Raw genomic sequence first — 23,271 nt, forward strand, 5'->3', positions numbered from 1 at the left:
TGGCGCCGTGACGGCGCCGTGATCGCACCGCGCCGCGCCGCGCGAGACCACGTCGCCGTGATCAGCCGTGGATGTAGCTTTGCAACTGCGCGATGGTGAGCTGGTCGTCCGCGATGATGTCGTCCATCAGGTCGCGGATCGAGAGCATGCCCACCACGGTCGCCCCCTCGACCACCGGCAGGTGCCGGATCTTGCGCTGGCTCATGAGGCTCATGCACTCGCGCATGTCGGTGCCGGGCTTGACCACCAGCACGTCGGGCGTCATGACCTCCTTGACCAGCGTGTGACGCGAGTCGCGGCCCTGCAGGGCGATCTTGCGGGTGTAGTCCCGCTCCGAGAAGATGCCCAGCAGGCGGTCGTCCTGCATCACCATCAACGCGCCCACGTCGTGCTCGGCCAGCAGATGCAGGGCATCGAACACCGTCGCTTCCGGCGTGATGCGCCAGACGCTCGGCCCGCGGTTCTTCAGCAGCTCGGACACCGGTTTCATGGGGCCTCCTGTTGGGGTTCGAACAACGCAATCGGGACGGTAACGACGCCCCGGACTGCGCAACCGGGGCAGGGGGCCAAGATAAGCGCCTTGGCGGCGCGGTGCAAGACCCGACCCCCGAAGGGACGAGACGGTCCGGCCTGCGTCAGCGTGTGTCCGCCTGGCCGGGCCGGTCAGGCGGGATGGGTCAGGTCGCGCAGATGCGTGGGGCCGGCGCGGCGTTCGATCTCGGCCAGCAGGTCGCGGCCCCAGCCCATCGCGAACAGCGCCTCGCCGACGACGAACATCGGTCCGACCAGCAGCCCGATGAGATCGTCGACGAAGGCCGGCTTGCGGCCCTCGTAATAGTGGCCGACGAACTGGATCACCCAGCCGACCAGGAAGCTGCCCAGGCCCCAGCCCAGCCAGGCACCGGTGGAGCCGACCGCCAGCGGATGGGCCAGCGCCATCAGCACGGCGTTGACGATCGCGGTGGACAGGCCCAGCACGAGGTTGCCCCGCGTGAGATACCAGATCGTGGCGGCGCCCCAGGTCAGCCAGGCGGCCGTGACGGTCCACTCGCCGACGTGGAACTGCGCCCGCGCCAGCAGCACGCCGATCGCGAAGACGATCAACGGGATGCCGACGAAATGCGTCGCGATGTTGCGGCGGTCGCGGTGATAGGCGGCGTATTGCGCCATCAGATCGGTCGCTTGGCGTGCCATGGCGGTCTCCGGAAAATGTCGTCGTTTATGTCGCAATGCTAGTGCGACCGGCTTCTTTGTGCCGGTCAAAATGCCAATGTGACGACTCTTGGTTTACCCCTATGCGAGTGTTGACGTCGGCAAATGAGGCGCCTTCTGGTGGAGGCGCCGGGACGGGGCAGGGCCTTGGGATGCCCTTGAGCCACGTCAGGATGGGGCGTCGGCGGCATGTGTCGGCGTTCGTGGCGATGGTTGCGTTGGTGGTCGCCGGGTGTGGAAGCGCGCCGACGGCGCAGGTGTCGTCCTCGCCGCCGTCGCGGCCATCGACGGCTGTGGCGCCCTCCGCGGAGGGCGGACCCGCCACGAGGCCCACCAGCGCGCCCGCTGCTTCAGGCGAAGCCGCATCATCGTCCGCCTGTCCTGCGTGGCTTGCCGCGCAGCAACGTGCCGAAGGCCGGCTGTATGCGATCGATCCGGTCGCGTCGCAGGTCCGCATCCACGTGTTCCGTGCCGGGCGCCTGGCGCGGCTGGGTCACAACCACGTGATGGGACCGGAGCGGATGCGCGGTCAGGTGTTCGTGCCGTCCGAGGGGCTCGCGGGAGCGGGTGTCGAACTGGACTTCCGCATCGCGGATCTGGTCATCGACAAGCCCGAATGGCGGACCGCGCTCGGGCCCGAATTCGCGAGCCAGCCGAGCGCCGCCGACATCGACGGCACGCGGACCAACCTCATGCGCGCGGTCGACGGCGAACGCTTCCCCGTGATCGCGATCCGCAGCCGCGCGGTGGCGGGGGCGTTCCCCTCGCTGGCGCTGCGGGTGGCGGTGTCCTGGCATGGGCAGGTCCGAGAGATGGACGTGCCAGTGCGGATGGAGCGCCCCTTGGGGGACCAGCCGCTGCGGGCCCAGGGGGCGCTCGTCCTGCGGCAGAGCGACTTCGGCATCGCGCCGTTCTCGGTCCTCGGCGGGCTGCTCGCGATTCAGGACGAGTTGACGGTCGACATTGACGTGGCGGGGCGGCCCGCCGTGGCTTGCGATTGATGCCGCTCGCCGACTGCGCGCCGACTGCGCGAGGTCGAGCGTCGAGGCTCTGGCACCAGGCCCTGACGGCGGTGCGCAAAGCACCGACTGCGCGACGCCGAGCGCGGGCGCTCCACGCAGCATTGGGGGCTCCCTCCGGGACCGCGCAAGCAGCATTCCGGCCTCAGCGGCAATCGAGCATGCGGGCCTTGGCTAGCGGGCCATGGTTGAGCGTGGGAGGGATGAGACGGGTGGCGTGGTCGACGCGGCACGAGGCGTGCCGGTGCGATCAGGCCCGCAGGTCCAGGCTCATGAGGTCCTTGGCGCAGTAGCGCCCGTCGGCGAGCCGGATGGCGCGCGGCAGGTGTCCGTAGCGGGTGAAGCCGACACGTCGGTACAGCGCGATCGCCGCCTCGTTGCCGGCGGTGACGCTCAGCGTGAGCGTTTCCAGCAGCGGTTCGCGGCGCAGCAGCGCCAGCGCCTGCCGCAGCAGCCGGCCGCCAATGCCATGGCCCTGGTGGCCGTCGTCGACCATCATTCCGATCAGATGGGCGAGGTGGCGCACCTTCTGCCGGTTCTCGTGCTCGCAGGTGAGGACGCCCACCAGGGTGTCGTCGATCCAGGCGCCGAGCGTGAACAGCGACTTGCCGCCCGCCTGCGGATGCAGCCGCACGCGGTAGCTGGCGGCCTCGCGGGCACGTTCGGTGTCGGCGTCGGAGGTGAAGGCATGCTCGTGCCGCGCCAGCATCGTGTCGCGCAGCGCCTTGTAGGCGGGCAGGTCGTGCTCGGTCAGCAGACGCAGCTGGACCCCGGTCGCCGCCGGGCTTTCGCCCGCGGCCTCGTCGATCGACGGCTCAGACACGTGATTGAAGTCGTTCAAGCTCGCTCCTGTCGTTGATGTTGGCGAAGGCGTGATCGTCCTCCGGTCGGTCGAACGGCACCAGCGCCAGCGGCAAGGTCCGCAGCCAGGCTTCGACGCGGCGCTCGCCCTGCCGCAGCGCGGCGGCCAGCGTCTGGCGATGGCCAAGGTGGATCAGGCTGGCGAGCGGCTGGCTGCGCAGCGGCTCGCCGGGAGACTCACGTCCGAGCGCCATCGCGGCGGATCGGCCCGGGGGCAGGGCGGCGGCCAGTCGCTCGGCCAGGTCCGTCGGGAGCCAGGGGCTGTCGCCGCTGACGCAAAGCAGCCACGCGTCGCCGCCGGGATGGCTTGTCCACCCATCGGTCCCCGCAACCGTGCCGGGATGCCACTGCGGGACGGCATCCGTGGGGCGGCCCGATCCGCCGAGGGCATCGGCGGTGGACCCCGCGCCGGTGCTTCCGAGGCCGTCCGGGGTCAGCGGTTCGGCCAATGCGGTCATGCCCGCCAGCATGCCAGCCAGCGGTCCCGGAAAGTCCGGCAACGTGTCGGTCAGCACCGGCACGCCGAAGCGGCGGTACTCGTCGAGATGTCGGTTCGCGCTGATCAGCACGCGACCGCCGGTCTGCGGGGCGATGCGGTCCAGCACGTGCCGCGCCAGCGGGCGCCCCTGGAAGGCCTGCAGCGGCTTGTCGACGCCGCCCATGCGGGTGGCGCGGCCGCCGCAGAGGATCAGCGCGGTCGTCGAGTCGAGCACGGCGCGCATGGGGCGCCTCAACCGCCGATGTAATGCATCTCGACGCGGCGCGCGCCACCGGCCTCGGACGGCGGCAAGCTGGCGCGGAGCTCCGAGTAGCGGTCGTCGCGTCGCGCCCAGAGGGCGCCGAGCGCGGCGGCGATCTCGTCGTCGGTGCGGGGACCTTGCCGCGCGTCGCCGCGCAGCAGCGCGCGCAGGTCGTGGCCGTCGCCGGCGAACAGGCAGGTGTAGAGGCGGCCCTCGGTTGAGAGCCGCGCGCGGTTGCAGTCGCCGCAGAAGGCCTGCGTGACGCTGGAGATCAGGCCGATCTCGCCGCTGCCGTCGGCGTAGGCCCAGCGGGTGGCGGTCTCGCCCTCGACGGTCGGGGCCAGCGGCACCAGGTCGGCGTCCTCGCGCAACCGGGCCAGTACCTGCGCGGACGGCATCACCTCGTCCATGCGCCAGCCGTTGCTCATGCCGACGTCCATGTACTCGATGAAGCGCAGCACCACGCCGGTCCCGCGGAAGTGACGCGCCATGGGCACGATCTGGTCGTCGTTGGTGCCGCGTTTGACGACCATGTTGACCTTGATCGGCGCGAGTCCGACGGCCTGCGCGACGTCGATGCCGCGCAGCACGTCGGCGACCGGGAAGTCGACGTCGTTCATGCGCCGGAAGATGGCGTCGTCCAGCGCATCCAGGCTGACGGTGACACGATTCAGGCCGGCGTCCTTCAACGCCCGCGCCTTGCGGGCGAGCAGCGAGCCGTTGGTCGTCAGCGTCAGGTCCAGCGGAGCGCCCTCGGGCGTGCGCAGCGCGGCGAGCTGCGCGATCAGCGCCTCCAGGTTGCGGCGCAGCAGCGGCTCGCCGCCGGTCAATCGCAGCTTCTGCACACCCAGTCCGGCGAAGACGCCGGCGAGCCGGGCGATCTCCTCGAAGCTGAGCAGCTCGCGGTGAGGCAGGAAGGCGTAGTCCTTGTCGAACACGTCCTTGGGCATGCAGTAGCTGCAGCGGAAGTTGCAGCGGTCCGTCACCGAGATCCGCAGATCGCGCAGCGGCCGGCCGCGCGCATCGAGCCACGGCCCCGGATGGGACGGCGGCAACGGATGCGGCACGGTCAGCGCCCGCCCCGCCTGGCGCAGGTCGAGCAGTGGGATCACTCCGGCGGTCATAAGCGGTGATTGTGCCGCTGGTACGTCATCGATGCCGCTATGAGCAAGGAGACTTCGCGGGACTTCTCGGCGTTTCCAGGCGCATGCTTCAAGCGTGGAGCAGGGGCGTCGCGAGCCCACGGGCGCCGCACGGGCGCTGCTGCGTGTCGCCATCGCTCACCCGGAGGTCCTGCGGGCGCTTCGCTGAGGGATCCCATGCCCATCGCCACCCTGTAGGACTTGTCACTTGCGGTGCCGGCTCGGGGAGGGTCGAATCGCGACATGAGCTTGACCCCCACGACCGTCGTCCATGCGGACCTGGCCAGCTTCGTCTCCTTCGGCGAAGCCTTGACCGACATGATCCGCATCGGGCCGGAGGAGTGGCGCAGCCGCAGCGGGGGCTCGCCGTGGAACGTGGCGGTGGCGATGTCGCGGCTGGGCCAGTTGAGCGCCTTCGCCGGCGGCGTCAGCAAGGACCCGTTCGGGCAGGCGATCTGGCAGGCCAGCGCCGACGCCAGCCTGGACCTGCGCTTCATCCAGCAGTTCGCCAAGTCCCCGCTGGTCGCCTACGTCCACCAGGTCGATCCGCCCGAATACGCCTTCGTCGGCGACGACAGCGCCGACCTGCATTTCCGCCCGCACGCGCTGCCCGCCGGCTGGCGCCGCGCGCTGCGATGGGCGCATTTCGGATCGATCAGCCTGACCCGCGAGCCGCTGGCCGCCCGGCTGGTCGCGCTGGCCGAGTCGCTGAAGGACGAGGGCGTCAAGATCAGCTACGACCCGAACTACCGCATCACGATGGACTCCCGCTACGACCGCACGCTGGAGCGGATGTGCCGCATGGCGGACGTCATCAAGGTGTCCGACGAGGACCTGCGCGGGCTGTTCCGCAGCCGCGACCATCACCTCGGCCTGGCCCAGATCGCCGCCTGGAATCCCCGCGCGATCGTGATGCTGACGCTCGGCGAGCGCGGCGCCCAGCTGTTCCACCCCAAGGCCGATCTCAGCGCCAGCCCGCCGCCGCTGGAGACCCTCGGCGACACCGTCGGCGCCGGCGACGCGGCCATGGCGGGATTGCTCTACAGCCTGATCAACGGCCCCCACGCCGATGCCGAGGAACACCTGCGCTGGGCCGTCGCGGCCGGCGCGGCGGCATGTTCCGGCGCGGGCGTGAACGGGCTGAGCGCGGGCTTCGTGACCTCCCTCATCGACCGTGTGCAGGTCAAGCGCGCCGAGCTCGCCTGAAGCAGCGGTCCCGGCTCATTCAGGCGCGACGTCGAGGCTGCCCTGGCGGCATGACGGCTTCCGGTGCCTCGGCGCCAATCCTGCGCCATGCATCCCGCGCCATGCCGGCCTCACTCCCGCTTCGTCGCCACCAGCGTCTTCGGCCCACCGACCTTCAACCGCGGCCGGTCGGGCTCCTCCCGCGGCAGCGGCTGCACTTCCACCAGGCTCGCGTGGCAGCGCCGGGCCAGGTCCTGGTAGGTCTCGGTCCCTTCGCGCTTCCAGCGGATCTCGTCCTCGGTCAGCGGCCGCAGGACCTTGGCGGGCAGGCCGGCGATCAGCGATTTCTCCGGCAGCTTGAGCCCCGCCCGCACGAACGCGCAGGCGGCGACGATGCTGTACGCGCCGACCTCCGCCTCGTCCATCACGACCGCGTTCATGCCCACCAGCGCGTCATGCCGCACCACGCAGCCGTGCAGCACCGCGCCGTGGCCGATGTGGCCGTTGGGCTCGACCACCGTGTCCGAATCCGGAAAGCCGTGGATCACGCAGGTGTCCTGCACGTTCGCGCCGTCCATCACCCGGATGCGTCCGAAGTCGCCGCGCAGCGAAGCGCACGGGCCGATGTAGCAGCCGGGTCCGACGATCACGTCCCCGATCAGCACCGCCGTCGGGTGCACGTGGGCGCTGGGATGGACGACCGGCGACAGGCCGTCGATGGCGTAGCAGGGCATGGAAGTCTCCGCGTTCGGCGACCAGCCACGGAGGCTGAAATCGCCGCAATCCTCTGAATTTAGGTGGTAACCCTAGGTTTCCGACCTTGTTTTGTAGTCGGAGGACTCGTAGTATCTACCGACCGGTCGGTAAATAGAAGCCGATCAACAAAAGCTGCAAAAGCTGAATCCACCTCGATCGAGGAGACAAGCCGAATGAGCACCACCCCCACGTCCCCGGCCGCCACTGGCGGTATCGACGACCACCCGCTGCTGATCAGCACCGAGGGCGCGGTCCGCGTCCTGACGCTGAACCGGCCGCAGGCGCTGAACGCCTTCACCACCGGGCTGCTGGGCCAGCTCCGCGCGGCGCTGGACGAGGCCGCGTCGGACGCGGGCGTGCGGGCGGTGCTCATCACCGGCGCCGGCCGCGCGTTCTGCGCCGGCCAGGACCTGTCGGACCCCCACATCAAGCCCGAGTTCGACGAGCACTCCGGCGCGGTCGACCCGCACCGCAAGCCCAAGGCCAAGGACATCGGCAACCTGCTGGACCATTACTACATCCCGCTCGCGCTGCGCCTGCGCAGCATGCCGGTCCCCACCGTCTGCGCCGTCAACGGCGTGGCCGCCGGCGCCGGCGCCAACTTCGCGCTGGGCTGCGACCTGGTGCTGGCGGGCCAATCGGCCTCCTTCATCCAGGCGTTCTCCAAGATCGGGCTGGTGCCGGACTGCGGCGGCACCTGGTTGCTGACCCGCCTGGTCGGCCGCGCCCGGGCGATGCAACTCGCGCTGCTGGGCGACAAGCTGCCGGCCGAGCAGGCGCAGGCCTGGGGCCTGATCGCCCGCTGCGTCGCCGACGCCGATCTGCAATCCGAGGCCATGGCCACCGCGCAGAAGCTGTCCCGGATGCCGACCCGGGCGTTGGTGCAGACGCGTGAGGCGCTGGACGCGTCCATGGCGCTGGAGTTCGAGGACGCGCTCAAGCTGGAAGCCCGCCTGCAGAGCCAGCTCGGCTACGCCCACGATTACCTGGAGGGCGCCGCGGCCTTCCTGACCAAGCGCCAACCGGCGTTCAAGGACCGTTGATGAGCGCGTCCCACGAGCCCATCGAGCGCGCGGGGCACGCGCATCGCGACCCGGCGGCGCAACGCGTCGCCGAGGCCGTCCGCGACACCATGTTCGCCAACGACCGGGCCTCCAAGGGCCTGGGCATGACCATCGTCGACATCGGCCCGGGCACCGCGACGCTGTCGATGACGGTGCGCGAGGACATGCTCAACGGCTTCGACATCTGCCATGGCGGTTTCGTGACGACGCTGGCCGACTCCTGCTTCGCCTTCGCCTGCAACTCGTACAACGAGATGACGGTGGCCTCGGGCTTCGCGATCGACATCGTCGCGCCGTCCCGGCTGGGCGACGTGCTGACGGCGCATGCCGACGAGGTCTCGCAGGCGGGCCGCACGGGCGTCTACGACATCACCATCACCAACCAGCGCGACCAACTGATCGCAGTCTTCCGCGGCCGGTCCTACCGCCTCAAGGGCAAGCCCGTGGCGACGGGCCTGGATGATCCGCTCGCGGACCATTCCTCGGCCCGGGCCTGAACCCCGCCGCCCGCCCAGCGCCCGCCAGGAAGACAAGGAGACCCGCCCATGACGGTGAAGACCTTCCAGCCCGAGGACCTCGAACCCATCGAGCGCGCCAGCCAGGACGAACTCCGCGCGCTGCAGCTGCGGCGCCTGCGCTGGTCGCTGCAGCATGCCTACGAGAACGTGCCGCACTACAAGGCCGCGTTCGACGCCAAGGGCGTGCATCCGTCCGACCTGAAGGACCTGAGCGACCTGCGCCTGTTCCCGTTCACCACCAAGAAGGACCTGCGGGACAACTATCCGTTCGGCCTCTTCGCGGTGCCGCGCGAGCAGGTGTCCCGCATCCACGCCTCGTCGGGCACGACCGGCAAGCCCACCGTCGTCGGCTACACGAAGCAGGACATCGACACCTGGGCCGACCTGGTCGCCCGCTCGCTGCGCGCGGCCGGCACGCGCAAGGGCGACATCGTGCACGTCGCCTACGGCTACGGCCTGTTCACCGGCGGCCTGGGCGCGCATTACGGCGCCGAGCGGCTGGGCTGCACCGTCATCCCGATGTCGGGCGGCCAGACCGAGAAGCAGGTCCAGCTGATCCAGGACTTCAAGCCCGACGTGATCATGGTCACGCCGAGCTACATGCAGGTGATCGTCGAGGAATTCGTGCGCCAGGGCCTGGACCCGCGCGCGTCGTCGCTCAAGACCGGCGTCTTCGGCGCCGAGCCGTGGACCGAGGCGATGCGCCGCGAGATCGAGCAGAAGGCCGGCATCGACGCCGTCGACATCTACGGCCTGTCCGAGGTGATGGGACCCGGCGTGGCCAGCGAATGCATCGAGACCAAGGACGGCCCGGTGATCTGGGAGGACCACTTCTATCCCGAGATCGTCGACCCCGAGACCGGCGAGGTGCTGCCCGACGGGTCCGAGGGCGAGCTGGTCTTCACCTCGCTGTCCAAGGAGGCGCTGCCGGTGATCCGCTACCGCACCCGCGACCTGACGCGGCTGCTGCCGCCGACGGCGCGCAGCATGCGCCGCATGGGCAAGATCGTCGGCCGCAGCGACGACATGCTGATCATCCGCGGCGTGAACCTGTTCCCGACCCAGATCGAGGAACTGGTGCTGGCCGAGCCGGGCCTGTCGGGCCAGTACCAGATCGTCGTCAGCCGCGACGGCCACCTCGACGAGGTCGAGGTGCGCTGCGAGCTGTCGACCGCGGGGCAGGGCGTGGACGTTCAGGGCGTGTCCCGGGCGCTGCAGCACCGCATCAAGACGCTGATCGGTGTGTCGACCAAGGTGACGGTGGGCGCGCCGGACTCGATCGAGCGGACGCTGGTGGGCAAGGCCCGCCGCGTCGTGGACAAGCGGCCCAAGACCCCCTGAGGACACGCCGGCGCGGACCCGCGAGGGCCGTCGCCGGCACGGCGAGAGACACAAGGAGCATCCATGTACACCCAAGCCATGAGCGTCGGTCCGCAGGACCAGGCGACCAAGCTGGAATCGGTCGAGGACCGCCAGCGCAACGAGGCTTTCGAGTCGCGCATCGACGAGGGCGACTTCATCGAGGCCAAGGACTGGATGCCGGAGCATTACCGCAAGACGCTGGTGCGCCAGATCAGCCAGCATGCGCATTCCGAGATCGTCGGCATGCTGCCCGAAGGCAACTGGATCACCCGCGCCCCGACGCTCAAGCGCAAGGCCATCCTGCTGGCCAAGGTCCAGGACGAGGGCGGCCACGGGCTGTACCTGTACTCGGCCGCCGAGACGCTGGGCACCAGCCGCGACCAGATGCTGGACGCGCTGCACACCGGCAAGGCCAAGTACAGCTCCATCTTCAACTACCCGACGCTGACCTGGGCCGACATCGGCGTGGTGGGCTGGCTGGTGGACGGCGCGGCGATCATGAACCAGGTGCCGCTGTGCCGCTGCTCCTACGGCCCCTATGCCCGCGCGATGATCCGCATCTGCCGCGAGGAGTCGTTCCATCAGCGCCAGGGCTACGAGAGCCTGCTGACGATGATGCGCGACGGCACCGACGCGCAGAAGGCGATGGTCCAGGACGCGGTGAACCGCTGGTGGTGGCCGTCGCTGATGATGTTCGGCCCGGCCGACAAGGACTCGCCCAACTCCGAGCAGTCGATGCGCTGGGGCATCAAGCGCCTGACCAACGACGAGCTGCGTCAGAAGTTCGTCGACGCCACCGTGCCGCAGGCCGAGCTGCTGGGCATCACCTTGCCCGACCCCGACCTGAAGTGGAACGCCGAGCGCGAGCACCACGACTTCGGCGCGATCGACTGGAACGAGTTCTGGCGCGTCGTCGGCGGCAACGGCCCGTGCAACACCGAGCGCCTGCAAGCGCGCGTGAAGGCCTGGGACGATGGCGCCTGGGTGCGCGACGCCGCGCTGGCCCACGCCCGCAAGCGCGCCCCCGAGGCCCGGGCCGCCTGATCCCCGCCACGCCGGCGCGACCCCAGCGGGCGCGCCGGTCCAGCCCGCATCTTCCGAGCATCCGAATCATGAGCATCAATCAACAGACCGGCGCCAACGAGTGGCCCTTGTGGGAAGTCTTCGTCCGCAACAAGGCGGGCCTGGACCACAAGCATTGCGGCAGCCTGCACGCGCCCGACGCGAAGATGGCGCTGCAGATGGCCCGCGACGTCTACACCCGCCGCCAGGAAGGCGTGAGCATCTGGGTCGTGCCGTCGTCGGCGATCGTGGCGTCCGATCCGGGCGAGAAGTCGATGTACTTCGATCCGATGGAGGACAAGGTCTACCGTCACCCGACGTTCTACGACCTGCCGCCGTCGCTGGACCACATGTGATGAGCGACCCCTGCACCACGCGCCGCGCGCGTCCCGCCCGGGGCGCCGATCGCGCGGCGCGACGCGAGACGACCGAGGCCCCGACATGACGACCCCCTCCATTCAACCCGGCACCCGAGCGGACGTGCGTTACCTGCTGCGCCTGGGCGACGCCTGCCTGGTGCTGTCGCACCGGCTGTCCGAGTGGTGCGGCCACGCGCCGATCCTGGAAGAGGACCTGGCGCTGGGCAACATCGCGCTGGACCTGCTGGGCCAGGCCCGGGCGCTGCTGACGCGCGCCGGCCAGCTCGACGGGCAGGCGCTCGACGAGGACCAGCTCGCCTTCCTGCGCGAGGAGCGCCACTACCTCAACCCCGTGCTGATGGAGCTGCCGCGTGGCGACTTCGCCTTCACGCAGGCCCGCAACCTGATCGTCGCCAGCTGGCTGCTGCCGCTGTGGACACGGCTGCAGGACTCGGCGGACGCCGAGATCGCCGCGATCGCCGCCAAGGCGGTGAAGGAAGTGCGCTACCACCAGCAGCACGCCGCCGAATGGGTGGTGCGACTGGGCGACGGTTCCGAGGAATCGACGCGCCGCATGAAGGACGCGCTGGCGCAGCTCTGGCCCTACGTGAACGAGCTGTTCGCGTCGGACGACGTCGACGCCGCCGCCGAGGCGAGCGGCCTGGGCCCGGCCTGGTCGTCGCTCAAGCCCGCGTGGGACGCCGCGATGGACGAGGTGCTGGCCGAGGCGCGCCTGACGCGACCCAAGGACACGCCGCACGTCTATGCGGGCCGCCTGGGCGTGCACAGCGAGCACATGGGCCACATGCTGGCGACGATGCAGTCGCTGCAGCGCGCCTACCCCGGCGGGGTGTGGTGAGCGGAGCGATGCCATGAACGCCGCGCCCAGGCCCGCCCATCTCGACTGGCTGTCCTCGCTTCAGGGGGCGCCGTCGCCGCTGCCGACCTCGCCGCCGTCATCGATGACGCCGTCGCGGTCGCCATCAGGGTCGACATCGCAGTCGGCATTGGCGATGGCGGCCGGCCCGCGTGCCGCGTCCGGCGACGGCGCGACCGACCTCGGCTGCGGCCGGCTGTCCGCGGCCTGGGAGGTGCTGTCCCAGGTGCTCGATCCCGAGGTGCCGGCGGTGTCGCTGGTGGAGCTGGGCATCGTGCGCGACCTGGTCGAGACCGCCGACGGCGTCGAGGTCGTGCTGACGCCGACCTACTCCGGCTGCCCCGCCACCGAGGCCATCGAGCAGCAGGTGCGCGAGGCGCTGGCGCGCTTCGGCACGGTGACGGTGACGATGCGCCGCGCGCCCGCCTGGACCACCGACTGGATCTCCGACGAGGGCCGCGAGAAACTGCGCCGCTACGGCATCGCGCCGCCGGGACCGGTGGACGCGGCCCAGGGCGTGCCGATCCGCCTCGTGCGCCGCGAGAAGCCGCTGGCCTGCCCGCGCTGCGGCAGCACCCACACCGAGAAGCTGTCGGCCTTCGGCTCCACCGCGTGCAAGGCGCTGCATCGCTGTCTCGACTGCCGCGAGCCGTTCGAGCATTTCAAGCCGCTGTGAGCGCCCTGGACGACCTCCCGCCGTGAACCCATCAACCACACCGCCCCGGACCACGCGCCGGCCCGTCCCGAGCCGGCCCGCATCCCGCCGGGCCAGCGATCGACATCCATCATGAGCCTGCACTTCCACCCCCTGCGCCTGCGCGCCAAGCATCAGGACACCGACGACGCCGTCGTGCTCTGCTTCGACGTGCCCGAGGCGCTGCGCGAGACCTTCCGCTTCACGCAAGGCCAGTACCTGACGCTGCGCGGCGATGTCGGCGGCCAGGACCTGCGCCGCTCCTATTCCATCTGCGCCGGCATCGACGACGGCGAGCTGCGCGTCGGCGTGCGGCATGTCGACGGCGGTGCGTTCTCGACCTGGGTCCACCAGCAGCTCCAGGCCGGCGACGAGGTCCAGGTCTTTCCGCCGCAGGGTCGCTTCCACGTGCCGCTGGATCCGGCGTCGGCGCGGCACTACGTCGGCATCGCGGCGGGCTCGGGCATCACGCCCATCCTGTCGATCATGAAGACGGTGCTGGCGCGCGAGCCGGGCAGCCGCTTCACGCTGATCTACGGCAATCGCCGGCCGGCGTCGACGATGTTCAAGGAAGAGCTCGAAGACCTGAAGAACCGCTACATGACGCGGCTGACGCTGCATCACGTGTTCTCGCGCGAGCATGTCGACTCGCCGCTGATGGCGGGGCGCCTGGACCAGGCCAAGCTGGCCGGCTTCCTGGCCGGCCCGGTGCCGGCGGACGGCATCGACCAAGTCTTCGTCTGCGGCCCGTTCGAGATGAACGAGCAGGCCGAGACCGCGCTGCGCGAGGCCGGCGTGCCGGAAGAACGCATCCACATCGAGCGTTTCGGCACGCCCGAGATGCAGACCGGCCGCCCCGCGCCGCACGAGGTGCACGAGCACGACGCCGATGCCGCCCGGGTGGTGGTGATCCGCGACGGCGTCTCGCGCGAGATCGAGTTCCGCAAGAGCGATCCCAGCCTGCTCGACGCCGCGGCCCGCGCCGGCATGGACGTGCCGTTCTCGTGCAAGTCGGGCGTGTGCTCGACCTGCCGCTGCAAGCTGCTGGAGGGCGAGGTGCGCATGGACAAGAATTTCGCGCTCGAGAAACACGAGGTGGCGGCCGGCTTTATCCTCAGCTGCCAGGCGCACGCGCTGACGCCGCGTGTCGTGATCTCCTTCGACGAACGATAAAGAAAAGACCCCTCACCATGGCCCGTGGTCGTGCCCCCGGATTCGATGCCACCCGCGAGGAAATCCTCGCGCAGGCCGCCCGGCTCTTCGCCAATCAGGGCTTTCCCGCCACCTCGATGAACCAGGTCGCGGAGGCCTGCGAGGTCAGCAAGCCCACGCTCTATCACTACGTGCGCGACAAGCATGAGCTGCTCGCGCAGATCTGCCAGAACCACCTGCAGCACCTGGTCGACCTGGTCGACGAGGTCAGCGCGCAGGGGCTCGGGCCCGAGCCGCATCTGCGCGCGCTGATCCACCGCTTCGTGCAGGCCTACGGCGAGGCGCAGAACGAGCACCGCGTGCTGACCGAGGACCTGAAGTTCCTGGACGACGCGCACCGCGGGCGCATGGTCGAGGTCGAGCGCCAGGTGGTGGGACGCTTCGCCGACGCGGTGGCGGCGGTGCGGCCGGAGCTGCGCGGCGCCCACCTGCACAAGCCGCTGACCATGCTGCTGTTCGGCATGATCAACTGGACCTTCACCTGGCTGCGCCCCGACGGCGCGTTGACCTACGACGCGGTGGCGCCGATGGTGGCGGACCTGTTCTTCGGCGGCCTCGGCGCGGTCCGCACGGAGTTGACGGACAAGGCGGAGCGTCACGAGCGCGACGCCGCGTCGGTGCAAGTCTCATGAAGGCTTGACGGAGGAGCATCGCCCCCGGCGACCGCGGTCGCCCGGCATGGCCGCCGCGGGCGGCCGCGGTGGGCGGTCGAGAGGGTGGTCCCATTTTTTGCAGTGCGTTCCTGAATCAATAAATTCATTAGGAGACAACATGAAACGCATCGAGAAGACCCTGCTGGCCCTGGCCGGTGCCGCGCTGATGGGCGTGGGCGGCGGCGCGTGGGCCGACATCAACGTCGGCGTCACGGTGTCGGCGACGGGACCGGCGGCCTCGCTGGGCATTCCTGAGAAAAACACCTTCAGCCTGATGCCCAAGACGATCGCCGGGCAGAAGATCAACTACATCGTGCTGGACGACGCGTCGGACACGACCACCGCCGTCGCCAACACCCGCAAACTGATCACCGAGCACAAGGTCGACGTGGTGGTCGGCTCCACGGTCACGCCCAACTCGCTGGCGATGATCGACGCGGTGGCGGAGGCGCAGGTGCCGATGATCTCGATGGCGGCGTCGGCGCGCATCGTCGAGCCGATGGACGCGAAGAAGAAGTGGGTCTTCAAGACGCCGCAGAACGACATCATGATGGCGCTGGCCATCGCCAGCCACATGCAGGCGCAAGGCGTGAAGACGGTGGCCTACATCGGCTTCGCCGACGCCTACGGCGAGGGCTGGTACGGCGAGTTCAACAAGGTCGCCGCCAGCAAGGGCCTGTCCATCGTCGCCAACGAGCGCTACAACCGCACCGACACGTCGGTGACGGGCCAGGTGCTCAAGATCATGGCGGCCAAGCCCGACGCGGTGCTGGTCGGCGGCAGCGGCACGCCCGCGGCGCTGCCGCAGAAGACGCTCAAGGAGCGCGGCTACGCCGGCAAGTACTACCAGACCCACGGCGTGGCCAACAACGATTTCCTGCGCGTCGGCGGCAAGGACGTCGAGGGCACCTTCCTGCCGTCGGGGCCGGTGCTGGTCGTCGACCAGCTGCCGGCCGACCATCCGGCCAAGAAGAGCGCCAAGACCTACGTGACCGAGTACGAGAAGGCCTACGGCAAGGGCAGCGTGTCGACCTTCGGCGGCCACGCCTGGGACGCGGGCCTGTTGCTGCAGGCGGCGATCCCGGTGGCGATCAAGAAGGCCCAGCCGGGCACGCCGCAGTTCCGCGCGGCGCTGCGCGACGCGCTCGAGGCGGTCAAGGAACTGCCCGGCGCCCACGGCGTGTTCACGATGTCGCCGAACGATCACCTGGGCCTCGACCAGCGCGCCCGCGTGATGGTCAAGATCGAGAACAACACCTGGAAGTACCAACCCTGATTTCACGGACGCTCGGCTACCGCGCGGGCCGATCTCGGGCCTGCGGTGCTCGCCGTACGGGAAGTACGGCTGCGCGCCTCAGGCCCGCCTTCGGCACGCTCGCCATGCCGCTCGTCCGCGAAATCTGCTTGGCGTTCGACGTTTCGTCCAATGCGGAAGATTGATTTTTTGAGGTTGTCATGAGTGCCACTCCCGTCCTTCAAAGCCTGATCGCCGGTCGCTGGATCGGCTCCGCCGCCGCGCGCGGCCTGCACAGCGCCATCAACGGCCGGCTGGTGGCGCAGACCCATGCCGAAGCGATCGACTTCGGCGAGAGCCTGGACTTCGCGCGCCGCCAGGCGCTGCCGGCGCTGCTGGCGCTGGACTTCCAGCAGCGCGCCGCGATCCTGAAGGCGCTGGCGGCCTTCCTGATGGAGCGCAAGGAGACGCTCTACGCGATCTCCGCTCATACCGGCGCGACGCGCGCCGACTCCTGGATCGACATCGAAGGCGGCATCGGCACGCTCTACGCCTACGCCTCGATGGGGCGCCGCGAGCTGCCGTCCAGCAACATCGTCCACGAAGGCCCGGCGCAGGCGCTGGGCAAGGCCGGCCAGTTCATGGGCACCCACGTGCTGGTGCCCAAGCGCGGCATCGCCGTGCACATCAACGCCTTCAACTTCCCGATGTGGGGGATGCTGGAGAAATTCGCGCCCAGCTTCATCGCCGGCATGCCCTGCATCGTCAAGCCGGCCACCGCGACCAGCTACGTCGCCGAGGCCTGCGTGCGGCTGATCGAGGCGTCCGGCCTGCTGCCGGCCGGCGCGCTGCAACTGATCGTCGGCAGCTCGGGCGACCTGCTCGACCGACTGGAGGAGACCGACGTCGTCACCTTCACCGGCTCGGCCGACACGGCCTCGCAGTTGCGCGTCAATCCGAACCTGATCCGCCGCTCGGTCCCGTTCAACGCGGAGGCGGACAGCCTGAACTGCTCGATCCTGGCGCCCGACGTGCTGCCCGGCGATCCGGAGTTCGACCTCTTCGTCAAGGAAGTGCTGCGCGAGATGAGCGCCAAGGCCGGCCAGAAGTGCACGGCCATCCGCCGCGCGATCGTGCCGGCGGCGCAGGTCGACGCGGTGGCCGCGGCGCTGCGCGAGCGGCTGGCCAGGATCAAGGTCGGCGATCCGTCCATCGAGGGCGTGCGCATGGGCGCGCTGGCCTCCAAGGCGCAGCAGGCCGACGTGGCCGAGCGCCTGGCGCAACTGGCGCAGGGCAACGAGCTCGTCTTCGGCGAGCGCGACGGCTTCGCGCCGCTGGGCGAGGGCGTCGGCGACGGCGCCTTCTTCGCGCCCACGCTGCTGCTGTGCCGCGACGCGATGCGCAACGAGGCCGTCCATCAGGTCGAGGCCTTCGGGCCGGTGTCGACGCTGATGACCTACGGCGATTTCGACGAGGCACTGGCGCTGGCCGCCAAGGGCCGCGGCAGCCTGGTCGGCTCCATCGTCACCAAGACCCCGGCGCTGGCTGCTCAGGCGGTCTATCACGCGGCGGCCTTCCACGGCCGGCTGCTGGTGCTGGACCGCGACGCGGCCGGCGAGTCCACCGGCCACGGCTCCCCGCTGCCGATGCTCAAGCACGGCGGCCCGGGCCGCGCCGGCGGCGGCGAGGAGCTCGGCGGCATCCGCGCGGTCAAGCACTACCTGCAGCGCTGCGCGGTGCAGGCGTCGCCGACGATGATGACGGCGATCACCGGCGAGTACGTGCGCGGCGGCAAGGTGACGGAAGACGCCGTCCATCCGTTCCGCAAGCACTTCGAGGAGATCCAGGTCGGGGACTCGCTGCTGACGCATCGCCGCACGGTGTCGGAGGCGGACATCGTCAACTTCGGCGGCATCAGCGGCGACTTCTTCTACATGCACTTCGACGAGGTCGCGGCCAAGGACACGCAATTCGGCCAGCGCATCGCGCATGGCTATTTCGTGCTGTCGGCGGCGGCGGGGCTGTTCGTGTCGCCCGCGCCGGGACCGGTGCTGGCCAACTACGGCCTGGACACGCTGCGCTTCGTCAACCCGGTGGCGATCGGCGACACCATCCAGGCGCGCTTGACCTGCAAGCGCCGCATCGACCGTGGCAACCGCCCCGACCAGCCGCCGCAAGGCGTCGTGGCCTGGGACGTGCAGGTCACCAACCAGCGCGGCGAGCTGGTCGCCAGCTACGACATCCTGACGCTGGTGGCGAAGAAGGGGTGACGGTCCGGCGGACTCCGCCCCGGGCGTCCGTCGCCCCCATCCCGCGGACGCGGTCCGCGGAGTCTTGAACGGGCGCGCCGTGCCAGGGCCCACGTAGGTCGCTTGCCTACGAAGCGCTGCGCATATCCCCACTGGCGAGGCGGAACGTCGACGGCAACAATGCCGCCTGAGCCGGGGAGCGTGAGCGACGATCCTCGGCGAGCCAGGGAGGCTCGGGTGCCTTGACCGTCTTCGTTCCAGGGTGCCCTTGACTTCGAATCCCAACTTGCGCAACCGCCAGGAGGTTCGATCGATCATGGAAACTCTTCGAAGCCTTCGCATCGGCACGCGACTCTCGATCGCGTTCGCCACGCTCTTGACCCTGCTGTGTTTCGTGGCCTGGTTCGGCTCGGTGCAGCTGTCCAAGATCAACGACAACGTCAAGGACCTCAACACCAACTGGTTGCCCAGCGTGGCCCTGCTGGGTCAGATGCAGTCCGCCGCGGACTCCGCCCGGCGCGCGTCGATGAGCGCCGCGGTGGAGCTGGACGACGCCGGCCGCAAGGCCGCCGTGGGGCAGCGCGAAGCCGCCCTGCGCGATTTCCAACGCGCCGCCAGGGAGTACGAGCCCACCATCACCGGCGACGAGGAGCGGGCGCTCTATGTCGCGATCCAGCAAGCCTGGCAGCAGTACGTGACGGCGGACGGCGAGATCCAGTCCGTCATCGCCAAGGGCGAGTCCGCGCACGAAGAGGCCCGGAAGCTCGTCACCGGCCGCGCCAATGCGCTGTTCCAGGTGCTGTCCGTCGCGATCGACAAGGACGTGACGTTCAACAGGAACGGCGGCGACGTCGCCGGGCAGGACGCGGCCAACTCCTACACGCGCGGCATGCGGACCTCGATCGTCGCCGTCGTCGTGGCGCTGGCGCTCGGCGCCGCGCTGGCCCGGCTGGTCACCCGCTCCATCACGGGCCCCATCGCCCAGGCGGTCCGCGTCAGCGAGGAGGTGTCCATGGGCAATCTGACGCTCGATCTCCAGGCGCGTGAGCGCGACGAGCCCGCCGACCTGCTGCGCGCGATGGCGCGGATGGTCGAGCAACTCGGCAGCCTGGTCGGGCAGGTGCGGGACAGCAGCGGCAGCATCGCCACCGGCTCGCAGCAGATCGCGCAGGGCAACGCCGACCTCAGCCAGCGCACCGAGACCCAGGCCAGCAGCCTGCAGCAGACCGCTGCGTCGATGGCCGAGCTGACCAGCTCCGTGGCCCAGAACGCCGGCGCCGCCGACGAGGCCAGCCGCATGGCCGCGCGCGCCTCCGGGGCCGCCGGCGAGGGCGGCAAGGCCGTCACCGAGCTCGTGCAGACGATGCAGGGCATCAGCGAGTCGTCCCGGCGCATCGAGGACATCATCGGCGTCATCGACGCCATCGCGTTCCAGACCAACATCCTGTCGCTCAATGCCGCGGTCGAGGCGGCCCGCGCGGGCGAGCAGGGGCGCGGCTTCGCGGTCGTGGCGTCGGAAGTGCGGGCGTTGGCGCAGCGCTCCGCGGGCGCCGCCAAGGAGATCAAGACCCTGATCCAGACCAGCGGCCAGCGCGTCGAGGTCGGCGCCCGCCAGGCCCAGGATGCCGGCGACACGATCCGGCGCGTGGTGGAAGAGGTGGGGCAGGTCAACGCGCTGATCCGCGAGATCTCCAACGCGACGCAGGAGCAGAACGGCGGCATCCAGCAGGTGGGCAGCGCCGTCACGCACCTGGACTCGGTCACGCAGCAGAACGCCGCCCTGGTGGAGGAAAGCGCCGCCGCCGCCGAGAGCCTCAACTCCCAGGCGCAGCACCTGGCCCAGCTGGTGAGCCAGTTCCGCCTCAGGACCGCCTGAACCGGCGTGGCGTCCGCGAGGGCGCCACGTCCGCCTTCCCCTAGACTCCCAGCTGTTTTTGGAGGGCTGGGAGGCCACACGTGGAAGCGTTCGGGATCGACGAGAAGAAGCTGCGGGAACTGGCCGCCACGCGCGGCGGCCGCATCGCGCTGAACGGCTTCGAATACCAGCGCGCCTTCGCGGTGCTGCGGCTGACGTCGATGGTGCTGGGGCGGGCAGTGTCCCTGGTCGACGAGCACGTGCCCGCGCGGCTGCGCTACGAATGGGCCGAGGACATCGACGAGATCGACCGCCAGGGCCGCATCGTGCTCTGGCAGTGCAAGCTCGGCGAGCAATGGTCCACGGCGTCCAAGCTGGCCGAGCTGCTGCTGGGTTTCGCGCCGAAGTGGTTGTGGACGGCCCCCGACCAGCGCCACCGGCTGTCGTTCCGGCTGGTGACCGCCGACCCCGCCTACAAGGCCCATGCCCGCAACGCGGAGGCGCTGGCGCCCGACCGGCGCGAGGACACGCGCGCGCACTTCCTGGCCGCCCTGACGACCGTGCCCGGCGACCGCGCGGATCGCGCCAGATGGCAGGACGACGCCGACGCGGCGGGACACGATGCGCTCTTCGACGCGTTGTGGTCCGCCACGCGCGTGCTGTACATCCCCAACGAGCCGACCCGCGACGCGCCCGACCGACGTTTCGCCGAGCACGAGGCCGTCAAGGAACTCGCCACCGCCCGGCCGAGCCTGCTGCGCGGCCAGGACGTCATCGACGCCGCGCTGCAGGGCCTGCGCGCGCTGCTGTCCGTCATGCCCATCGGTGCGCCGCAAGGGGACGACACGATCGCGCGCGTCGACCAGGCGCCGCAGCACATCCTGCCGCACCACGTCGCCGACCGGCTGTATCCCTTCGCGCCGCGGCTCAACGACAGCGGCACGCCGCTGGAGCTCATCGACCGCACGCGGCTGCTTGAACTCCAGCAGCGTGCCAGCATGGCCTGGTTCGTGGCGCGTCGGCCGGAATGGAGCGACGTCGTCGGCGGCGGTAGCGCGGGCAATGGATTCTTCGAGCGCAGCGTCACGACGGCGCTGGTCGATCAACTGCGCGCGGCGCTGGTCGACAGCCGCAGCCGGGAGGGCCGCCTGCGCGTGCAGTGGTTGGTCGGCGCGCCGGGCACCGGCAAGAGCACGCTCGCCCTTCGCGCCGCGGCGGTGCTGACGCTGGAGGGCGCGTGCCTGGTGGTCGACGCGCGCTTCAGCCTCGCGAAGGAGGGCGATCAGGCGAGCGCGCTCGCCGATGCCATCCGCGCCCTGGCCAACGACGAGCGCCCGCTGTTGCTGCTGCTGGACGACCCCTTCGGCGCCGGCAGCGGCTGGCCCGACGTGCTGGCGGAACTGGGCCGGAAGGCGTCGGCCATCGTGGTGCTGGCCGCCACGCCGGACCTGCTGCTCGAGAACAGTGAACACGCCCTGCAGAACATCGCCGAGCGCCCGCGCCACAAGGTCATCCGGCCGGACGAGGCGGAGCGTCTGGCGCTGGCGCGGATCTACCCGCAGCGGCACGAGTGGCTGATGGCCTCGGAGGAAGACCTGCTGGTCCTGGCGATGGAGGCGAGCTCCGGCGAATCCTTCGACGCGATCGTGCGCGGCATCTGGCGCACGCTCAACGGCGGCGCGGAGATTCCGCGGCGCGCGCTGGGCCGGGAGCTCGACTGGCAGGTCGCCGCGTTCATGCTCGTCGTCTATTTCCACCGCGCCTATGCGGTGTGTCCGCTGCCGCTGCTGGAGTCCTTCCTGGAGGCGCGCGCGGCGCCGGACGACGCCATCGGCGAAGCGCTGCTGCATCTGAAGAACGCGCAGGGCTGGAGCATCTTCCAGACGCATGAGCCGGATCGCAAGCTGGGACGCAACTGGGCCGGCGTGTCGTCCATGCACGCGCGGGTGGCGGAGGTGGCGTGGGCCTGCCGTCCGGCCGACGCCTGGCAACTGGAGAAGCCGATCGCCGAGGCCTCCGTCAAGGCGGCGGGCAGTGCCCGCATGCTGGGCAGCGCGCTGGCGGCGCTGCATGTGCACGCCCGCCAGGAGCCGTCGTCGCGCATGCCGGCTTTCCTGGCGCTGATGGGCGAGATCGCCACCGCCTGGTCCGAGGCGCCGGCCCATGCGATCGAGACGCGCAACCTGTTCAGCCTGATCCTGCAATGCAAGCACGGCGGCGTGCCGATCGCCGACCAGCTCCGGGAGACGCTCAGGCGCCGGGTCGCGCTGTTCGACGCGCAGAGCTGGCTGGCGGAGCTGGCGCTCGGCGCCCTCGCGATCCCGCGGCTGGAGACGCCGGACCGCGCCCACCTGAGCAGCCTGCTGGAGTCCGCCGATTTCTCCATCGCCGCGGGCCGCGCCATCTCGTTCGGATTGCTGCTGAAGGAAGACAAGGCCCTGCATGCGCGCTTCATCGATCGCCTCTGGGCGATCATCGACGAGCGCGCCGACGGCGGCGTCAATTCCGGCCTGATCACCTGGCTGCTGACCAATGCCGATTCGGCCTCGATCCAGAAGCGCCTGCCGACGATCCGGATCTGGCTGACGGGCCACGCCGCCGGTCACACCGTCCGCACCGCGCTCATCAGCTGGATGAAGAAGGCCAAGTCCCCCGAGCTGCCGGCCTACCTCAGCGAGTGCATCAAGGACCTCGGTGCCGAGCGATCCGCGTACACCCCGGCCTCGGCCGCGTTCGTGGCGCTGGGGACGCTGGACCTGGCGCATGCGCAGGTCATGGTGCCGTGGATGAATTGGGCGTCGGCCATGCTGGAGCGCAGCCGGGGCGACCGGTCGGCGCAGATCGTCGCCAACTCGATCCATGGCGTGCTGACCAAGTCACGAGCGCATGCGAGGGCGTTGGGGGCCAAGCCGGCCAGCAAGGTGCTGGCGGCGCAACTGTCCGACGCCCGGTCCCGGCTGGAGGCCGCGCACGCCGCCTGGCAGGCCGCGCTCAAGACCCATGCGGAGCCGGCGGTGCAGGCCCGACGGGCTTGACGTGTCCGTCGGGCCTGTCGCTCACCGTTCATCGACGCAGCGATCCGGTGATCCGGCGATCCGGCGATCCGGTGATCCGGTGATCCGGTGATCCGGTGATCCGGCGATGCGGTGATGCGGTGGCGACGTGGCCAGTGCGGCAAAGCCGAAGCGGCCGGGTGGAACTTCAGCCTTGAGCGGAG

The 23,271-nt window shown here is 70.2% G+C and carries 21 protein-coding genes; 15 read left to right on the forward strand and 6 right to left on the reverse strand.

Annotated elements, in window-relative coordinates:
* Window positions 1-61: 61 nt before the first annotated feature.
* Window positions 62-490: a CBS domain-containing protein gene (locus CDN99_RS09940; RefSeq protein WP_088384688.1), complete on the reverse strand. Its 429-nt coding sequence runs from the start codon at window positions 488-490 to the stop codon at window positions 62-64.
* 173 nt (window positions 491-663) lie between these two features.
* Window positions 664-1,194 (reverse strand): Mpo1 family 2-hydroxy fatty acid dioxygenase, encoded by a 531-nt coding sequence (locus tag CDN99_RS09945; RefSeq protein ID WP_088384689.1) that lies wholly within the window; start codon window positions 1,192-1,194, stop codon window positions 664-666.
* Window positions 1,195-1,403: 209 nt separating this feature from the next.
* Here CDN99_RS09945 and CDN99_RS09950 point away from each other — a divergent pair, with 209 nt between their 5' ends.
* Window positions 1,404-2,213 (forward strand): YceI family protein, encoded by an 810-nt coding sequence (locus tag CDN99_RS09950; RefSeq protein WP_141100729.1) that lies wholly within the window; start codon window positions 1,404-1,406, stop codon window positions 2,211-2,213.
* A 268-nt stretch (window positions 2,214-2,481) separates the two neighbouring features.
* Here the strand turns inward: CDN99_RS09950 and CDN99_RS09955 are convergent, their stop codons facing one another.
* From CDN99_RS09955 to moaA, 3 genes are read right to left on the reverse strand one after another with little or no spacing between them, the layout of a single operon-like run.
* On the reverse strand, window positions 2,482-3,072 hold the full coding sequence (locus CDN99_RS09955) for a GNAT family N-acetyltransferase (protein ID WP_238139453.1): 591 nt from the start codon (window positions 3,070-3,072) through the stop codon (window positions 2,482-2,484).
* Window positions 3,047-3,814: a molybdenum cofactor guanylyltransferase gene (gene mobA / locus CDN99_RS09960; protein ID WP_088384691.1), complete on the reverse strand. Its 768-nt coding sequence runs from the start codon at window positions 3,812-3,814 to the stop codon at window positions 3,047-3,049. The genes CDN99_RS09955 and mobA overlap by 26 nt, the downstream gene beginning before the upstream one ends.
* Before the next feature lie 8 nt (window positions 3,815-3,822).
* Window positions 3,823-4,956: a GTP 3',8-cyclase MoaA gene (gene moaA / locus CDN99_RS09965; RefSeq protein ID WP_088384692.1), complete on the reverse strand. Its 1,134-nt coding sequence runs from the start codon at window positions 4,954-4,956 to the stop codon at window positions 3,823-3,825.
* A 261-nt stretch (window positions 4,957-5,217) separates the two neighbouring features.
* Between moaA and CDN99_RS09975 the strand changes: the two genes are divergently transcribed.
* Window positions 5,218-6,180 carry a carbohydrate kinase family protein gene (locus tag CDN99_RS09975; protein WP_088384693.1) on the forward strand — a complete coding sequence of 321 codons (963 nt, stop codon included), beginning with the start codon at window positions 5,218-5,220 and terminating at the stop codon, window positions 6,178-6,180.
* Window positions 6,181-6,290: 110 nt separating this feature from the next.
* On the opposite strand, the gene CDN99_RS09980 is transcribed toward CDN99_RS09975, so the two are convergent.
* Entirely contained in the window at window positions 6,291-6,893 is a 603-nt protein-coding gene (locus CDN99_RS09980) for a phenylacetic acid degradation protein PaaY (protein WP_088384694.1), read from the reverse strand.
* 234 nt (window positions 6,894-7,127) lie between these two features.
* Here CDN99_RS09980 and CDN99_RS09985 point away from each other — a divergent pair, with 234 nt between their 5' ends.
* The 13 genes from CDN99_RS09985 (at window position 7,128) to CDN99_RS10045 (ending at window position 23,089) form a co-directional block, all read left to right on the forward strand.
* Window positions 7,128-7,958, forward strand: a complete 831-nt coding sequence (locus CDN99_RS09985; protein ID WP_375134433.1) for an enoyl-CoA hydratase-related protein — start codon at window positions 7,128-7,130, stop codon at window positions 7,956-7,958.
* Window positions 7,958-8,476, forward strand: coding sequence for a hydroxyphenylacetyl-CoA thioesterase PaaI (gene paaI / locus CDN99_RS09990; RefSeq protein ID WP_088384696.1), 519 nt, complete (start codon window positions 7,958-7,960; stop codon window positions 8,474-8,476). The genes CDN99_RS09985 and paaI overlap by 1 nt, the downstream gene beginning before the upstream one ends.
* Before the next feature lie 48 nt (window positions 8,477-8,524).
* The gene (gene paaK / locus CDN99_RS09995; RefSeq protein WP_088384697.1) at window positions 8,525-9,838 is read left to right on the forward strand and encodes a phenylacetate--CoA ligase PaaK; all 1,314 of its coding nucleotides are present in this window, start codon (window positions 8,525-8,527) and stop codon (window positions 9,836-9,838) included.
* 63 nt (window positions 9,839-9,901) lie between these two features.
* A complete protein-coding gene (gene paaA, locus CDN99_RS10000; RefSeq protein ID WP_088384698.1) occupies window positions 9,902-10,903 on the forward strand; it encodes a 1,2-phenylacetyl-CoA epoxidase subunit PaaA in 1,002 nt (333 codons plus the stop codon).
* 68 nt (window positions 10,904-10,971) lie between these two features.
* On the forward strand, window positions 10,972-11,277 hold the full coding sequence (gene paaB / locus CDN99_RS10005) for a 1,2-phenylacetyl-CoA epoxidase subunit PaaB (protein WP_088384699.1): 306 nt from the start codon (window positions 10,972-10,974) through the stop codon (window positions 11,275-11,277).
* 85 nt (window positions 11,278-11,362) lie between these two features.
* Window positions 11,363-12,139 carry a 1,2-phenylacetyl-CoA epoxidase subunit PaaC gene (paaC, locus tag CDN99_RS10010; RefSeq protein WP_088384700.1) on the forward strand — a complete coding sequence of 259 codons (777 nt, stop codon included), beginning with the start codon at window positions 11,363-11,365 and terminating at the stop codon, window positions 12,137-12,139.
* Between the two features lie 79 nt (window positions 12,140-12,218).
* Window positions 12,219-12,833 carry a 1,2-phenylacetyl-CoA epoxidase subunit PaaD gene (gene paaD / locus CDN99_RS10015; protein WP_375134434.1) on the forward strand — a complete coding sequence of 205 codons (615 nt, stop codon included), beginning with the start codon at window positions 12,219-12,221 and terminating at the stop codon, window positions 12,831-12,833.
* A 111-nt stretch (window positions 12,834-12,944) separates the two neighbouring features.
* Window positions 12,945-14,024 carry a 1,2-phenylacetyl-CoA epoxidase subunit PaaE gene (gene paaE, locus CDN99_RS10020; RefSeq protein ID WP_088384702.1) on the forward strand — a complete coding sequence of 360 codons (1,080 nt, stop codon included), beginning with the start codon at window positions 12,945-12,947 and terminating at the stop codon, window positions 14,022-14,024.
* 17 nt (window positions 14,025-14,041) lie between these two features.
* Entirely contained in the window at window positions 14,042-14,695 is a 654-nt protein-coding gene (locus tag CDN99_RS10025) for a TetR/AcrR family transcriptional regulator (protein WP_088384703.1), read from the forward strand.
* Window positions 14,696-14,834: 139 nt separating this feature from the next.
* Entirely contained in the window at window positions 14,835-15,992 is a 1,158-nt protein-coding gene (locus tag CDN99_RS10030) for an ABC transporter substrate-binding protein (RefSeq protein WP_088384704.1), read from the forward strand.
* Window positions 15,993-16,171: 179 nt separating this feature from the next.
* Window positions 16,172-18,220 carry a phenylacetic acid degradation bifunctional protein PaaZ gene (gene paaZ / locus CDN99_RS10035; protein ID WP_088384705.1) on the forward strand — a complete coding sequence of 683 codons (2,049 nt, stop codon included), beginning with the start codon at window positions 16,172-16,174 and terminating at the stop codon, window positions 18,218-18,220.
* Between the two features lie 295 nt (window positions 18,221-18,515).
* Complete coding sequence (locus tag CDN99_RS10040; RefSeq protein WP_141100730.1) at window positions 18,516-20,075, forward strand: methyl-accepting chemotaxis protein; 1,560 nt, start codon at window positions 18,516-18,518, stop codon at window positions 20,073-20,075.
* A gap of 80 nt (window positions 20,076-20,155) precedes the next feature.
* Window positions 20,156-23,089: a hypothetical protein gene (locus CDN99_RS10045; protein WP_088384707.1), complete on the forward strand. Its 2,934-nt coding sequence runs from the start codon at window positions 20,156-20,158 to the stop codon at window positions 23,087-23,089.
* The last annotated feature ends 182 nt before the right edge of the window (window positions 23,090-23,271 follow it).

The organism is Roseateles aquatilis (assembly GCF_002205645.1).
In the GTDB taxonomy this organism is placed as follows: Bacteria; Pseudomonadota; Gammaproteobacteria; order Burkholderiales; family Burkholderiaceae_C; genus Roseateles; species Roseateles aquatilis.